12 protein-coding genes are annotated in these 14036 nt (G+C 71.5%); 4 read left to right on the top strand and 8 right to left on the bottom strand.

Going from position 1 to position 14036, the window contains the following annotated elements; genetic code table 11:
- Positions 1 to 120: 120 nt before the first annotated feature.
- From DX914_RS08050 to DX914_RS08060, 3 genes are all read right to left on the bottom strand, one after another.
- Positions 121 to 4014 carry a YhdP family protein gene (locus tag DX914_RS08050; RefSeq protein WP_115858473.1) on the bottom strand — a complete coding sequence of 1298 codons (3894 nt, stop codon included), beginning with the start codon at positions 4012 to 4014 and terminating at the stop codon, positions 121 to 123.
- A gap of 167 nt (positions 4015 to 4181) precedes the next feature.
- The gene (gene rng, locus DX914_RS08055; protein ID WP_115858474.1) at positions 4182 to 5669 is read right to left on the bottom strand and encodes a ribonuclease G; all 1488 of its coding nucleotides are present in this window, start codon (positions 5667 to 5669) and stop codon (positions 4182 to 4184) included.
- 81 nt (positions 5670 to 5750) lie between these two features.
- On the bottom strand, positions 5751 to 6320 hold the full coding sequence (locus DX914_RS08060; protein WP_115858475.1) for a Maf family protein: 570 nt from the start codon (positions 6318 to 6320) through the stop codon (positions 5751 to 5753).
- Between the two features lie 124 nt (positions 6321 to 6444).
- Here DX914_RS08060 and DX914_RS08065 point away from each other — a divergent pair, with 124 nt between their 5' ends.
- The 3 genes from DX914_RS08065 to DX914_RS08070 all read left to right on the top strand — a co-directional run bounded on the left by DX914_RS08065 (position 6445) and on the right by DX914_RS08070 (position 8349).
- Positions 6445 to 7227: an SIMPL domain-containing protein gene (locus DX914_RS08065; protein WP_196778848.1), complete on the top strand. Its 783-nt coding sequence runs from the start codon at positions 6445 to 6447 to the stop codon at positions 7225 to 7227.
- Positions 7227 to 7397, top strand: coding sequence for a hypothetical protein (locus tag DX914_RS20195; RefSeq protein WP_158549217.1), 171 nt, complete (start codon positions 7227 to 7229; stop codon positions 7395 to 7397). The genes DX914_RS08065 and DX914_RS20195 overlap by 1 nt, the downstream gene beginning before the upstream one ends.
- Before the next feature lie 283 nt (positions 7398 to 7680).
- On the top strand, positions 7681 to 8349 hold the full coding sequence (locus DX914_RS08070) for an energy transducer TonB (protein WP_115858476.1): 669 nt from the start codon (positions 7681 to 7683) through the stop codon (positions 8347 to 8349).
- Between the two features lie 198 nt (positions 8350 to 8547).
- Here DX914_RS08070 and rlmH read toward each other — a convergent pair whose 3' ends face one another.
- Positions 8548 to 9018, bottom strand: coding sequence for a 23S rRNA (pseudouridine(1915)-N(3))-methyltransferase RlmH (rlmH, locus tag DX914_RS08075; RefSeq protein ID WP_115858477.1), 471 nt, complete (start codon positions 9016 to 9018; stop codon positions 8548 to 8550).
- Positions 9019 to 9160: 142 nt separating this feature from the next.
- Here rlmH and DX914_RS08080 point away from each other — a divergent pair, with 142 nt between their 5' ends.
- Positions 9161 to 10714, top strand: a complete 1554-nt coding sequence (locus DX914_RS08080) for an alkaline phosphatase PhoX (RefSeq protein ID WP_115858478.1) — start codon at positions 9161 to 9163, stop codon at positions 10712 to 10714.
- A 320-nt stretch (positions 10715 to 11034) separates the two neighbouring features.
- On the opposite strand, the gene rsfS is transcribed toward DX914_RS08080, so the two are convergent.
- The 4 genes from rsfS to DX914_RS08100 form a co-directional block, all read right to left on the bottom strand.
- Positions 11035 to 11460, bottom strand: a complete 426-nt coding sequence (gene rsfS, locus DX914_RS08085) for a ribosome silencing factor (protein ID WP_115858479.1) — start codon at positions 11458 to 11460, stop codon at positions 11035 to 11037.
- Between the two features lie 171 nt (positions 11461 to 11631).
- Positions 11632 to 12306 (bottom strand): nicotinate-nucleotide adenylyltransferase, encoded by a 675-nt coding sequence (nadD, locus tag DX914_RS08090; protein WP_231118178.1) that lies wholly within the window; start codon positions 12304 to 12306, stop codon positions 11632 to 11634.
- Positions 12303 to 13346, bottom strand: a complete 1044-nt coding sequence (holA, locus tag DX914_RS08095; protein ID WP_115858480.1) for a DNA polymerase III subunit delta — start codon at positions 13344 to 13346, stop codon at positions 12303 to 12305. Before holA ends, nadD begins: the two co-directional genes overlap by 4 nt.
- Positions 13347 to 13348: 2 nt before the next feature.
- On the bottom strand, positions 13349 to 13990 hold the full coding sequence (locus tag DX914_RS08100; RefSeq protein ID WP_115858481.1) for an LPS-assembly lipoprotein LptE: 642 nt from the start codon (positions 13988 to 13990) through the stop codon (positions 13349 to 13351).
- Between the last annotated feature and the right edge of the window lie 46 nt (positions 13991 to 14036).

The following is a 14036-nucleotide window of genomic DNA, read 5'->3' on the forward strand; positions in this document are numbered from 1 at the left end:
CGGCGGCGTTCGGGGGAGGCCGGCGGCGCGGGATCAAGCAATAGGTGGCGCCGGGGCGGCCGCGATTCAAGCCGGTGCCGGCCGCACGGTCGCCCCCTTTTGAAAATGGGGGAACAGAAGCTACAGCGCCGTGCGTACCGCCGAGCCGCCGGAGGCCGCCGCGTCGGCCGCGCGGCTCTGCTCGCGCGTCATCACCTCGACCTTGGGCTCCTTCCAGGGCCCGGTCACGCGGTAGGTCTTGGCGCCGATATTGCTCAGCGGCTTCTGCAGCACGGTGCCGGCCGCCGCGCCGATGGCCGCGCCAACCGGGCCGGCGGCGATCGCGCCCACCGCGGTCAGCAGGTTGCCGGTCTTGGGCCGCACTTCCACGGTCTGGTCGTAGCTTTGCGCGCGCAGGTTGGTCGAACCGCGGATGTTGATGGCCGCGGCCGGGCCGTCGATCACCAGGTCGTCGCTGCGCGCGCTGCCGGCGCCGAAACGCACGTTGCCGGCGACCTTGTTGAAGGCGAAGCCCTTGGAGAAGAAGTCGCGGAAGTCCAGGGTCAGGCGGCGCGGCAGCTGGGCGATGCTGAGCAGGCCGATGACCCGGCCGGTGCCGGGTTCCACCTCGAGCAGACGGCCGTCGCGCGCGTCCAGGTGCAGGTTGCCTTCCATGGTGCCCAGCGCGAACGCGGCCGGACTGCCCGGCCAGGCGGCGTCGAAGCGCACCTTGGCCTTGCCGCCGCCGACGCGCCCGCCGAAACCGAAGCCGTCCAGCAGCGCGCCGGCATCGCCGGTGTCGATGGTCATCAGCAGGTGGGTGCGCGCGCTGGCGCCGCGCCCGGTCCAGTCGCCACTGAGATCGATGGCCTGTTTGTCGGCGCGGGTCTGGATCTGTTCGATGCGCATGCCCGTGGCGGTGGGCCGGGTGCGCACGCGCGCGCTGCCCATGCGCGCATCGCCCAGACGCAGGTCGGCGATGTCGATGGTCAGCGGCGGCACCTGCGACGGCGCGATGCCGTTGTCGACCGCGGCCGCGGCCGGCACGGCGATGCCGTTGGAGGTCGCGCTCGCTGCGGGCGCTGCGGTGGATGCGGCCGCTGCGGCCGGTGCCGCCGGCACGCGCCAATAAACCCGGTCGAAGCGCCCGGCGAGCGGCTCGCGGGTATCGGCCGCGATCAGTACCGCCCCTTGCAGCGACGGGCCTTCGGCGCGCACCGCCAGCGCGCCGCGCGGCGCCGGCGCGATCACCAGGCGGGTATCGGCGAACACACCGCCCAGCAGCTGCAGTTTCTGCGCGCTCACGTCGATGCGCTGCAGCGGCATGCCGCCGCCGTCGCGGTCGTCGCCGTGCGCCAGCGTTACCCATTCGATCGCATCCAGCGCGCCGACCTTGCCGGTGGCGATCAGGCCGTGCGCGGGCGGCGCCTCGTCCACGCGCGAGGCGCCCAGCACCACGCGCACGCCGGTGCGGCCGTTGCCGCTGCGCGCGCGCAGCGCCATCACGTTGCCGAAGCCCACGCGGATGTCGCCGCTGCCCACCGGCAACGGCGTTTCCACCGTGGTCGGCAGCACCGCGGCCGCGGGCTTGTGCAGCGGCGCGGGCAGGCTCAGCGCGGTGCCGGCCAGGTTGGAGCGCAGTTGCAGCAGGGTCGGCGCGCTGGCGCCGGGCGCCGAGCGCGGGATCGAGATGCCCACGGTCCAGTTGGAGCGGCCGTCGACATAGGGCTTGAGCCAGGCCATCTCGGGCGCGCGATCCAGCAAGGATTGCGCGCCGACGCTGGCGTCCATTGCGGCCTCGAACACGTTGCCGCGGTCGCGCACGTAATCGCCGGCGCGCAGCGACAGCTTGCCGGCCTGGCCCTCGTGGCGCACGTCCAGGTCGTCGGCGCCGAAGCCGCCGCGCGCGTACTCGGCACGGCCACGCACGTCGTCGAAGGCGAGTTTCCAGCGCGCGTCGGCGAGCTTGGCGCCCTGCAGCTCCACCGCGCCTGAAATCGCGGTGACGCTGCCGCGGCGCAGCGGCAGGTTCATGTCGAAATCGACCCGGGCCGGGCCGCTGGCGGTGAGGTTGGCGAAGGTGTCGGCGTGCTGCTTCTGCAAGGGACTCTGGCGCAGCATGCTCAGCAGTTGCGCGGCATCGGACGCGGCCTGCGCGCGCACGGTCAGCGCGCCGTCGCGGTAGTGGTCGATGCCGGCCTGGATGTGCTGGATGCCCACGCCGCCCATCTTGGCGGTGCCGTCGACGCTGAAGCCGTCGGCGATGAAGGCCACGTCCGCATCCAGGTTTTCGGCCGCGGGCCAATCGGACTGGAACTTGACCACGGCCTGATGCAGTTTGGCGGTGGCTTCGAAACGGCCGTTGCGGTCGCGGAACGGCCAGTCGTCGAGGTCGCCGGAGACGATCGCGCGGCCACCGCGCACGCTGCCGCCCTGCAGCGCCGAGTCCAGCCATTTCACCACCGTCGGCGGCATCTGGTGACGGATCCAGAAGCCCTTGGCCGCGGGCACCGAGGCCTCGTCCAGATCGGCGGCGATGTCGATCCACGGCCGGCTGCCGTCGCCCTGCCACCACAGGCCACCGCGCGCATGCGCGCCGTAACCCTCGCCCTTCACCGCCAGCGAGTGGGTGCCGATGCGCCAGCCCGCGCCTTCGCGCCAGCCGGCGACGGTGCCGTCCAGGTCGATGTTGTGGACCACGCCGAAACCGGCGGGCCAGTCGAAACGGAATTTGGAGGCCGGGTCCAGGCGCAGGCTGAAACCGTCGCCGTCGGCCTCGATGTCGCCAGCCAGGCCGCTCAGGCCCGGCGCGGTGCCGACCGCGGCGAAGCCCAGGCCGTCGATGCGCGCGCTGGCGCGCAGCGGGCCGTCGCGGCGGCCGCTGACCGCGATGCGCTGCAGCGACAGCTGCGGCTGGGTGTTGCGCAGCCAGCGGCGCAGGCCGGCCGGCACGCGATCGCTGAGCGCGGCCGCCTGCAGCAGCGGGCCGGCGTCGATGCGGTCGGCCAGCAACGCATAGCGTTCGCCGCCGGCCACGACCAGGCCGTCCATCACCTGCTCCTTAGGCGCGCCGCCGATGCGCAGGCGCGGCGCGTCCAGGCGCCAGCCGCCGCGGTCCAGGCGCCAGCGCGCGCGGGTTTCCACGCGTTCGAACGCGACCCGCGGCACGCTGCCGTCGGCCAGCGCGGCGCCGCGCAGCGCCACCCGGTCCAGCGCCGCGTCCACGGTGACCATGTCCACGCGATGACCGCGCAATTCGGCCCAGGCCTCGGCCCGGCCCTGCCCGCTTTCGGCGCCGATGCCGGCCACCTGCAGCAAGGCGGTCCAGGCGCTGAGGTCGGCGCGGCGCGCGCCGGCGTAGGCGCGGCCGTCGCCGCGCTTGCGGTCGAAATCCAGGGCCGCGTCCAGCGGCGAGGTCGGCGCGCCGGCCACGCCGGTGCCGGGCCAGGCGCGCAGGCCCGCGCGCACGCGGTCGCCGTCCACGCGCAGGCGCAGGTTGATGCGCGGGATGCGCGCGTCCACGCCCAGCTTGGGCGCGATCACCGCGAGCTTGCCGTCGATGACCTGCAACTCGCCCAAGCCTTCCAGCGCCGACAGCGGATCGCGCGCGGGTTGCTCCTGGCCCGGCAGTCCGCGCACTTTCCAGCGGCCGTCGTCGGCGCGCTCCAGGGTCAGGTCCAGGCCGCGCAGGCGCAGCTCGGAAAACGAATGCCCGGGCAGCAGGCCGGCGTAGATCGACACCAGCATCTCGGTGTCGCCGACCACGAAGGCTTGCGCGCCCTCGCCCACGCGCAGGTTGTCCAGGCGCAGCAGCGGACCGCGCCGGGTCCATTGCGTTTCCACCTTGTCGAACGCGACCGGCCGCCCCGCGCGCTGGCTCAACCAGGCGGCGATGCGCTCGGGATTGCGCTCGGCCATGGGCAGCACCTGGCTGGCCACGCCCAGCGCGACCGCCAGCAGCACCAGCAGCACCGCGCCGGAATAGGCGACGGTGCGGCGGGCGAAACGCAGGCGGCGGCGCAGCGGGGTCGGCATCGGCCTACAGCGCGCACGGCTCCCTCTCCCGCTTGCGGGAGAGGGTTGGGGTGAGGGCGCGCGGGGTAGCGGGTTGCGGCGCACGCTCACTGGCGCGCGCCCTCATCCGGCCCTGCGGGCCACCTCCTCCCGCTAGCGGGAGAAGGGGCGTTACGAACAGCGTGTTTTTAAAGCAGCACGACATCGAACTGCTCCTGCGCATACTGATCGTCGGCCTGGAAGCGGATCGACTTGCCCAGGAACTCCTCCAGCTCCGCCACCGCCGCCGATTCCTCGTCGGTGATGCGCGCCACCACCTTGGGCGAGGCGATCACCAGCAGCCGCTGCGCGTCGAACTGGCGCACCTGCCGGACCACGTCGCGGAAGATTTCGTAGGTCACCGTTTCCGGCGTCTTCAGGGTGCCACGGCCGCCGCATTCGTGGCAGGGCTCGCTGAGCTGGCGCTCCAGGCTTTCGGTGGTGCGCTTGCGGGTCATCTCGACCAGGCCCAGCGGCGAGAACTCGTACACCGTGGTCTTGGCGTGGTCGCGCGCCAGCGATTTCTCCAGCTGCCGCAGCACCTGGCGCTTGTGCTCGGCGTCGGTCATGTCGATGAAGTCGATGATGATGATCCCGCCCAGATTGCGCAGCCGCAGCTGCCGGGCCACCGACTGCGCCGCTTCCAGGTTGGTCCGGTAAACGGTCTCCTCCAGGTTGCGTTGACCCAGGAACGAGCCGGTGTTGATGTCCACCGTGGTCATCGCCTCGGTCTGGTCGATCACCAGATACCCGCCGGACTTCAGCGGCACCTGCTTGTCCAGCGCGCGCTGGATCTCGTCCTCCACCCCGTACAGGTCGAAGATCGGCCGCGCGCCGGTGTAATGCTCGATTTTTTCGTCCAGGCCCGGCATGTACTGCGCGGCGAACACGCGCAGGCGCTCGCAGGTTTCGCGCGAGTCCACCTTGACCTTCTCCACGTCGCGGCGCATCAGGTCGCGCACCGCGCGCAGCGGCAGGCTCAGGTCCTCGTACACGCGCTCGCCCACGCGCGAGCTTTGCGACTTCTCGGCGATCAGCGCCCAGGCGCGGCTCAGGTAGGCCACGTCCTCGGCCAGGGCCTCGGCCGGCTGGCCTTCGGCGTTGGTGCGCACGATGTAGCCGTGCGATTCGCCCGCCGGCGCCAGCGCGGTCACGTGCGCCTTCAGACGCTGGCGCTCGGCCTCGTCCTCGATCCGCGCCGACACGCCGACCACGCGCGTGCGCGGCAGCAGCACCAGGTAGCGCGAGGGAATGCTGAGCTGGGTGGTCAGGCGCGCGCCCTTGCTGCCGATCGGGTCCTTGACCACCTGGACGATGATCTCCTGCCCCTCGCGCAGCAGTTCGGCGATCGGCCGGGTCGGCGTGGGCGGCAGCGGCGCTTCGTCGCCCTCGCCTTCGCTGACCGGCGCCGGCTTGACGATGTCGGCCGCGTGCAGGAACGCCGCGCGCTCCAGGCCGATCTCGACGAAGGCGGCCTGCATGCCGGGCATCACCCGCTGCACCTTGCCCTTGTAGATGTTGCCGACCACACCGCGGCGCCAGCCGCGTTCGATGTGCAGCTCCTGCAGCATGCCGTTCTCGACCACGGCGACGCGGGTTTCGCGTGGGGTCACGTTGACGAGGATTTCTTCGGTCATGGCCTGCGGTGCGGCGCGCGGCCGCCAACGGAAAGGGAGGAGACTGACAGGAGCTGGGGCGCGGCCACCGCCGCGCGACGGTCACGCATCCAGACCGGCCTCGCGCAGCAGGCGCGCGGTCTCGTGCAGGGGCAGGCCCATGACCCCGGAATAGCTGCCTTCCAGCCGGCTCACGAAGGCCTCGGCGCGACCCTGGATGGCGTAGGCGCCGGCCTTGCCCTGCCACTCGCCGCCGGCCAGGTAGGCCTGGATGCGGGCCTCCTCCAGCGCGGTGAAGGTCACCTCGGACACCGACACGGCCATGCTTTCGCGCGCCGGGGACACCAGCGACACCACCGAGATCACCCGGTGCCGGCGCCCGGACAGGCGCCGCAGCATGTCGCCGGCGTCGGCCTCGTCGCGCGGCTTGCCGAACACCTCGTCGTCCAGCACCACCTCGGTGTCGGCGCCCAGCACCAGCGCGCTGGGGTTGCCGATCACGCTCAGCAGGCCGGCGCCGGCCTTCTCGCGGGCGACCCGGCGCACGTATTCTTCGGCCGGTTCGCCCGGCTGGCGCTGTTCCGGTATGTCCAGGTCCAGTACCCCGAACGGCAGGCCCAGACGGGTCAGCAATTCGTGCCGGCGCGGCGATTTGGAGGCGAGGTAGAGCATCGGCGAAAGCATAACCCGCGCTGACTGAGCGCCGGCCTACACGCCGCGCCGCAACCCCGCCCTGGATCACGGTTCGTTCACCGGAACGGCAACACCCTAACCCCCATCGCTACAGGAGTTGAACATGCTCTCGCCAAGCCGGCCCGCCCCCCTGTCCACCCGCCGCTCCGTCCTGCGCCCGCTGGTGCTGGCCGTCACCCTCGCCTTCGGAACCGCCGCCGCCATGACCGCCACCGCCCAGACCAGCCCGGCCTACGTGGCCACCGACGGCACCCTGCTCTCGGTCTCGGCCCAGGCCGAGGTCAAGCGCGTGCCCGACATCGCCACCGTGTCCACCGGCGTGGTCACCCAGGCCACCGACGCCAATGCCGCCATGCGCGCCAACGCCGACCAGATGGCCAAGGTGGTGGCCGCGATCAAGGCCGCCGGCATCGCCGAGCGCGACATCCAGACCAGCGGCATCAACCTCAACCCCCAGTACCGCTACGCCGAGAACCAGCCGCCGCAAATCACCGGCTACCAGGCCAGCAACAACGTCAACGTGGTGATCCGCGATATCGCCAAGGTCGGCAAGATCCTCGACGCCCTGGTCGCCACCGGCGCCAACCAGATCAACGGCCCGACCTTCGACATCGACGAGAAGATCAAGGAAGTGGCCTACGACGAGGCCCGCCAGGCCGCGGTGGCCAAGGCGCAGGCGCGCGCGGAGATGTACGCCAAGACCCTGGGCCTGAAGGTGCGCCGCATCGTCAGCGTCAGCGAGGGCGGCCGCTTCAACCCGCCCATGCCGGTGCCGATGATGGCCATGCGCATGGAGAAGGCCGGCGCCGCCGCCGACACCTCGGTCTCGCCGGGCGAAAGCGCGCTGTCGATCGACCTGGACGTGGTGTTCGAGCTGGGCAAGTGATGAGCGCCCCCCGCGTCCCCGACCCGCGCCGCCCGGACCCCGGCTATTCCGAGCCGGAGCCGCGCAACCCGGACGACGCGCGCCAGCCGCATCCCAAGCGGCCGCCCAATCCCGACGAGGGCGGGCTGGAGCGCGAACCGGAGACGGATCCGGACCCGGCGGACGAGTGAGCCGGTAGCTGTGTGGAAGGCCCGCATTCGCGGGCCTTCTTTTTTGGGCGCGGCCAAGAGCAAAAGCAAATCCCCCTAACCCCCCTTTTTCAAAGGGGGAACCAAGCGGCTTTCGAAGGGATACATACGCTCGCCCCTTTGCACTGCAGTTCCCCCTTTGAAAAAGGGGACTAGGGGGGATTTGCTCTTACCCGCAGAGCACCGAAAAAAATTTCTCGGCGCCTAACCCCACCCGCGATCCGGGCACGTTTGCATTCGTGCAGACCACTCCAGGAGAGCTTCCATGGCGCACGCGATCCCGCACCCCGAACGCCCGCAGCTGGACTACAACCGCATCGCCGGCAATGCCGGAGCGATCGCGGTCAACGCCGTGCTGCTGATGCTGCTGTTGGTGCCGCTGTCGGCGCCGCATCTGATCGAAAAGCCCGAAGAGATCATCACCAACGTGTTCGAGCTGGAACGGCCCAAGAAGAAGGAGCCCGACCCCATCGTCGAACGCAAGATCGAAAAGGTCACCAAGCCGCAGCCGAGCATCACGCCCAAGCCGGTGCTGGTGGAAACGCCGCCGCAGCCGGTCGTCGATCCGATCGAAACCGACAGCATCTACGTGCCTGAATCGCCGCCGCAGCCGGAGACCTTCGCCAGCAACACCATCGGCCGAGGCGAGGTGCTGATGGGCGCGACCTTGCAGGTGATCAACAACCCGCCGCCCAGCTATCCGGGCGAGGCGGTGCGCAACGGCCTGACCGGCACGGTGATGCTGGAAATCCTGGTCGGCGTGGACGGCAAGCCGCTGGAAGTCAGCGTGGTCAAGAGCAGCGGCCACCGCGTGCTGGACCAGGCGGCCAAGCGCGTGGTGCTGTCGCGCTGGACCTTCCAGCCGGCGCTGGAGAACGGCCAGCCGGTGCAGGCGCGCGGCCGGGTGCCGATCGAGTTCACCCTGGACCGTTGAGAGACCCTTGGCGAGGGGGCGGCCCGTGCCGGTAAGGGCGGGCCGCTTTTTTTTGGGCTAAGCGAAAGCAAAAGCAAATCCCCCTAACCCCCTCTACAAAGGGGGGAACAGCAGTGCGAAGGGGCGAGCGTACGCATCCCTTCGAAAGCCGCTTGGTTCCCCCTTTGTAGAGGGGGCTAGGGGGATTTGCCTTTGCCGTCACGCCCGGTGATACGGATGATTGGCCAGCAACGCAGCCGCCCGATACAACTGCTCGGCCGCCACCAGCCGCACCAGCATGTGCGGCAGCGTCAGCGGCCCCAGCGACCAGGTCTCGTCGGCGCGCGCCAGCACCTCCGGCGCATGCCCTTCCGGCCCGCCGATCAGGAACGCCAGGTCCCGGCCCTGCCCGCGCCAGTGCTCCAGCCGCTGCGCCAGCTGCTCGGAACTCCACGGCTTGCCGCGCCCGTCCAACGCGACCACGCAGGCGTTGCGCGGCAGTGCCGCGAGCACGCGCGCGCCCTCGTCCGCGGTCGCGCGCACGGCGTCGCGGCCCTTGCCGCGCAGGCCCGGCTCCACTTCCACCAATTCCAGCGGCAGCCAGTGCGAGAGCCGTTTCTGGTACTCGGCATAGCCCTCGGCCACCCAGCGCGGGGCGCGTTCGCCCACGGCGATCAGTTTCGCTTTCATCGCGCCATGGTAACGGGCTGTGACGCGCGCACGGCGCGAACGCCGTCTGCGTCGCGTTAAGGCGCGATGACATGGCGGCGTCATAGAACCGTTACCGCGGCGACCTAGCGTGCAGGTTCCCCCAGCCAGCAGGAGCCGCACCATGGATGCTTTCGATCCCTCCCGCCGCCAGGTCCTCAAGGGCAGCGCCGCCGCGATGGCGGTCGGCGCGATGGGCACGCTGAGCGCGCTGTACTCGCGCCAGTCGCTCGCCGCCCAAGACCCGACCCGGCTTGCCCCCGTCCCCAGCCGCTACGGCCCGCTCGCCCCGGTGGCCGACCGCAGTACCGGCTTGCCGCTGCTGATGCTGCCGCCGGGCTTCAGCTACCGCTCCTTCGGTTGGAGCGGCGACCGCATGGACGACGGCCGGCCCTGCCCCGACCGTCACGACGGCATGGCCGTGGTCGCGGTCGGCAACGGCGGCCGCGGGCCGCATGCGCACGGCGCCGGTTTCGGCCGCGGCCGCCCGCGCGGCCCCGAATACGTGTTGATCCGCAACCACGAGCGCGGCGCCGCCGAGCCCATCGCCGCGCCGGCCGTGTACGACCGCGGCGAACTGCCGGGCGGCGGCGTCGCCGGCGGCGGCACCACCACGCTGAGCTACCGCGACGGCCAGTGGCGCCGGCTGGAACCCAGCCTGGGCGGCACCCTGGTCAACTGCGCCGGCGGCCCCACGCCCTGGGGCACCTGGCTGAGCTGCGAGGAGATCAAGAGCGACGCGGTCTCCGGCGCCGGCCGCAAGCACGGCTACGTGTTCGAAGTGGATCCGCGCGAAGGCCGCACCAGCGGCCGCCCGCTGATCGGCCTGGGCCGTTTCAGCCACGAGGCGGTGGCGGTGGATCCGCGCACCGGCATCGTCTATCTGACCGAGGACGACCGCAACAAGGCCGGCCTGTATCGCTTCATTCCCAACGACCGCGCCGGCCGCAACGGCTCGCTGGAACACGGCGGCCGCCTGCAGGCCGCACGCGTGCGCGGCCGCCGCAACGCCGACCTCACCGTGGCCGCGATCGGCACCGAGTACGCGCTGGAATGGGTGGACGTGCCCGATCCGGACCTGGACAGCATCGCCGCGCCCGCCGGTTATCCCGACATCTCCGCCGGCGAAACCCTCAGCGGCCCGTTCGCGCAGGCCTGGAGCGAAGGCGCGCTGCGCATGAGCCGCGGCGAGGGCATCTGGTACAGCTACGGCAAGATGTTCATCGTCGACACCAGCACCGGCACCGACGCGCAAGGCCGCAAGGGCCGCGGCAACGGTTCGGTGTGGGTGCTGGACCTGGCCAGCCAGCGCCTGCGCGCGCTGTTCGTCAGCGGCAACCAGCTCGCCGCGCACAACCCCGACAACGTCAGCGTGAGCGCGCGCGGCGGCGTGATCCTGTGCGAGGACGGCGGCGAAAGTCCGGATAGCTATGGTCCCGGCGCGCGCCTGATCGGCCTGACCCGCGCGGGCGAATCGTTCTACTTCGCCAAGAACAACGTGCAGCTGAGCTCGCAGCAGTTGGCCGACGCAGGCAAGACCGTGGCCGAAGGCGATTACCGCGACAGCGAGTTCTGCGGCGCCTGCTGGGATCCGTTCGGCCGCACCCTGTTCGTGAACATCCAGACCCCGGGCATCACCTTGGCGATCACCGGGCCGTGGGAGCGCGGGCCGCTGTAAGCCGTCTGCGTTTGAGGCTTTGGGGTAGGAGCGGCGTAAGCCGCGACCGGCAAACAGCCGCAGCGATGCGCTTGCCCGGCGCGTCGCCTACCCCGAAGCGATGCCGTCGATCTCTGTGGGAGCGGCGTAAACCGCGATTTCGTGGCCGCGTGGGGCTGGGTTAGCGCGACTTACGTCGCTCCTGCAGCTGCAACGATGGGTTTGTCGTTGGTGAAGGTTCGCGGTCGCGGCTTACGCCGCTCCTACCCCTAGGCAAGGAGCGGGGGGCGGAACGGAAAACGGCGCCGTGGGCGCCGTTTTCGTTTGCCGCGGGGAGCCGATCAGAGACGGTCTTCGTCGTCGGTTTCCAGCGCGTCGTCGAACTCGGGCGGCTGGTCGCCGACCGTCCACAGGCGCTCCAGCGCGTAGAACTCGCGCACGCGCGGCAGCATGACGTGCACGACGACATCGCCCAGGTCGACCAGCACCCATTCGGCTTCGCGCTCGCCTTCCACGCCCAGCGGCATCACGTCCAGGTTCTTGGCGAACTTGACCACTTCGTCGGCGATCGACTTGACGTGGCGGGTGGAGGTGCCGGACGCGACGACCATGTAGTCGGTGACGCTGCTCTTGCCGCGCACATCGATCTCGACGACGTCCTTGGCTTTGAGTTCCTCGACCGCGGCATGGACCGTGCGCAACAGGGCGTCTACGGACGGCGGCGGGTTCGGCAGGCGGGTCTTGATGACGTGGGCTTGGCTGGTCAAGGGAAGCACGCTCTGGGGGTTGCGGGGGCATTATAGCGGAGCGCCGGTGAGGGCCTGGTCCGCGGATCGGCGGAGGCTGCGTACCTGAACGTCGCGCGCATCTGAAAGCCCTGCCGGGCCCGGCTTTGCGGGTACCTAAGGGACGCCGGCATGCGCAGGCGGCCGCGTGCCTCAGGGCCGGACGTACAGGCCGTGGCGCTGGATATAGGCGGCCACGGCCAGCGGCACCAGGTCCTGCCAGGGCTGGCCGGCAGCGATGCGCAGGCGCACCTGGCTGGCCGATTCGGCGTGCAGCGGCTGATGCAGGCGCAGCACGCGGCCCGCGGGCGCGGCGCGCAGCGCGGCCGCGTCCGCAGCCTCGCGCCCGTCCAGGGCCGCGGCCAGCTCCGGCGCCAGGTCCTCGTCCAGCGGGCTGCCGGGACGGTCGGCGACGACGAAATGGGCCAGGTCGAACAAGGCCCGCCAGTCGCGCCACTGCGGCAGGCCCAGAAAACTGTCGGCGCCGACCACCAGCGCCACCGGCACCTGCATGCCGACCTGCGCGCGCAACTCGCGCAAGGTGTCGACGGTGTAGGAACGCCCGGCGCGCGCGAGTTCGCGCGTGTCCACGCGCAGGCCGGGTTCGCCGGCCACGGCCAGGTCGAGCATGCGCGCGCGGTGCGCGGCGTTGGCGCCGGGCGGCGCGCGATGCGGCGGATCGGCCGCGGGCATCAGGCGCACCGTCGCCTGCAGCGCGTCGCGCGCGGCGCGGGCGATGGCCAGGTGGCCGTCGTGCACGGGGTCGAAGGTGCCGCCGTAGAACACCCAGAAACCGGGACGCTCGCCGGCGTCGGATTCCGCGCTCACGCGCCGGCCGCCAGCAGGCGCGCGGCGCGGGTTTCGGCCACCGCCAGCAGCAGCCGCTCCAGCGCGATCCAGGCGTCGCCGGACTCGCGGCCCTTGGCCATGCGGTCGACGCGGCCGGCCTGGGCCACGAACGCGTCCCAGCGGCGCGCGTCGTGGCGCTGCAGCGCGCGCCGGTACATGGGCTGCTTGGATTCCCACACCCGCTGCGCCTTGAACTCGGCGGCCAGATTGCCGCCGCGCGCGTGCACGCGCGCCAGCGCGGCGCCGCGTTGCAGTTCCAGCACCACCATGCCGAGCAGGCCGGGCACGGCCTCGCCTTCGGCGCGCAGGCCGGCGAGCATGCGCGAGACCTGCGCGCCCTGCCCGTTCATGGCCGCGTCGACCAGACGGAACACGTCGTAGCGCGCGGCGTCGGCCACCAGCGACTGCATGCGCGCCAGATCGATGGGCTCGCCGTCGGACAGCAAGGCCAGCTTGTCCACTTCCTGCGCCGCGGCCAGCAGATTGCCTTCGACCCGTTCGGCCAGGCTCTGCACCGCGTCGCGGTCGGCGCGCAGGCCGCGCGCGCGCAGGCGGCGCTCGATCCATTCGGACAGCTCGTGCGGCTTGACCTGCCAGGCGATGGCGACCTTGCCCACGCGCGCGATCGCCTCGCTCCACTTGCCGCCGTGCTGCTTGCTCCATTCGCCGCAGGTGATGAGCAGGCTCACGTCCTGCGGCGGATCGGCGCAGAAACCGGAAATGACCTCGGCGCCGTCCTTGCCTGGCTTGCCGCCGGGCAGTCGCAGCTCGACCAGGCGCCGGGAGGCGAACAGGCTGGGCGCGCGGAAACTGGCTTCCAGCGCGTTCCAGTCCGGCTCGCGCTGGTTGCCTTCGGCTTCGAATACTTCGCGCTCGGCGATGCCCTGCGCGCGCGCGGCCGCGCGCACCGCATCGGCGGCTTCGAGCACGCGCAGCGGTTCGGGGCCTGCGATCAGATACGCCGGACGCAACGGCTCGGACGCGACCTGCGCGGCCAGCTGTTCCGGCTTGAGTTCCATGCTCAGGGCGGGGTCGGCGTCGCCGGCTCGGTCTTGGCCGGCTCGCTGGGCGCGACCGATTCGGCCGCCTGCATCGCCGCCTGCGCGGCGTCGGTGGCGATCGGGCGCGCGGCGGCGGGCGCGGCGGCGCTGCCGCCGCCGACGTTCTTCACCACCGCGTCGATGCGGCGCAGCACCGCGGCGCTCATCTCGCGGCGCATTTCGCGCTGCAGCACTTCGCGCTCGCCTTCGGTGCCGATCGAGTTGGTCGGGTTGGACACGTAGTCGCGCGCCAGTTCGATGGTCTGGCGCGGCACCAGCGGGGTGCCGTCGGACTTGCGCAGTTCGAAGATCACCGCGTAGCGCAGGCTGTATTCCTGGGTGCGGCCCAACTGGTCCAGCGCCACCGGGGTGTCGCCCCAGCGTTCGGACAGCAGGTCCAGCACCGCCGCCGACTCGGTTTCCGGCGTGGCCGGCACCGCGCCGGCGCGGGTCAGCGCCTGGGCCAGGCTTTCGGCCAGCGGGCTGTAACGATCCACCGAGACCACGCGCACCGGACCCAGGTCCGGCGGCAGCGTCATCGCGCTGCGCAGATGGAAACCGCAGGCCGACAGGGTCAGCGCGAGCGCGGCGGTGGCGAGGACGATCAGCGGACGACGGGTCATGCGCGAAGTCTGGACGAGGCGGCGGCGCGCAGCAATAGCGGGGGCT

Source organism: Lysobacter silvisoli, assembly GCF_003382365.1.
Classification (GTDB): domain Bacteria; phylum Pseudomonadota; class Gammaproteobacteria; order Xanthomonadales; family Xanthomonadaceae; genus Lysobacter; species Lysobacter silvisoli.

Coding starts and splice junctions, on each gene's coding strand:
- DX914_RS08060 (WP_115858475.1), bottom strand. CDS start 6,320: ATGCTCTACCTCGCCTCCAAATCGCCGCGCCGGCACGAATTGCTGACC.
- DX914_RS08070 (WP_115858476.1), top strand. CDS start 7,681: ATGGCGCACGCGATCCCGCACCCCGAACGCCCGCAGCTGGACTACAAC.
- rlmH (WP_115858477.1), bottom strand. CDS start 9,018: ATGAAAGCGAAACTGATCGCCGTGGGCGAACGCGCCCCGCGCTGGGTG.
- DX914_RS08065 (WP_196778848.1), top strand. CDS start 6,445: ATGCTCTCGCCAAGCCGGCCCGCCCCCCTGTCCACCCGCCGCTCCGTC.
- DX914_RS20195 (WP_158549217.1), top strand. CDS start 7,227: ATGAGCGCCCCCCGCGTCCCCGACCCGCGCCGCCCGGACCCCGGCTAT.
- DX914_RS08080 (WP_115858478.1), top strand. CDS start 9,161: ATGGATGCTTTCGATCCCTCCCGCCGCCAGGTCCTCAAGGGCAGCGCC.
- DX914_RS08100 (WP_115858481.1), bottom strand. CDS start 13,990: ATGACCCGTCGTCCGCTGATCGTCCTCGCCACCGCCGCGCTCGCGCTG.
- rng (WP_115858474.1), bottom strand. CDS start 5,669: ATGACCGAAGAAATCCTCGTCAACGTGACCCCACGCGAAACCCGCGTC.
- holA (WP_115858480.1), bottom strand. CDS start 13,346: ATGGAACTCAAGCCGGAACAGCTGGCCGCGCAGGTCGCGTCCGAGCCG.
- DX914_RS08050 (WP_115858473.1), bottom strand. CDS start 4,014: ATGCCGACCCCGCTGCGCCGCCGCCTGCGTTTCGCCCGCCGCACCGTC.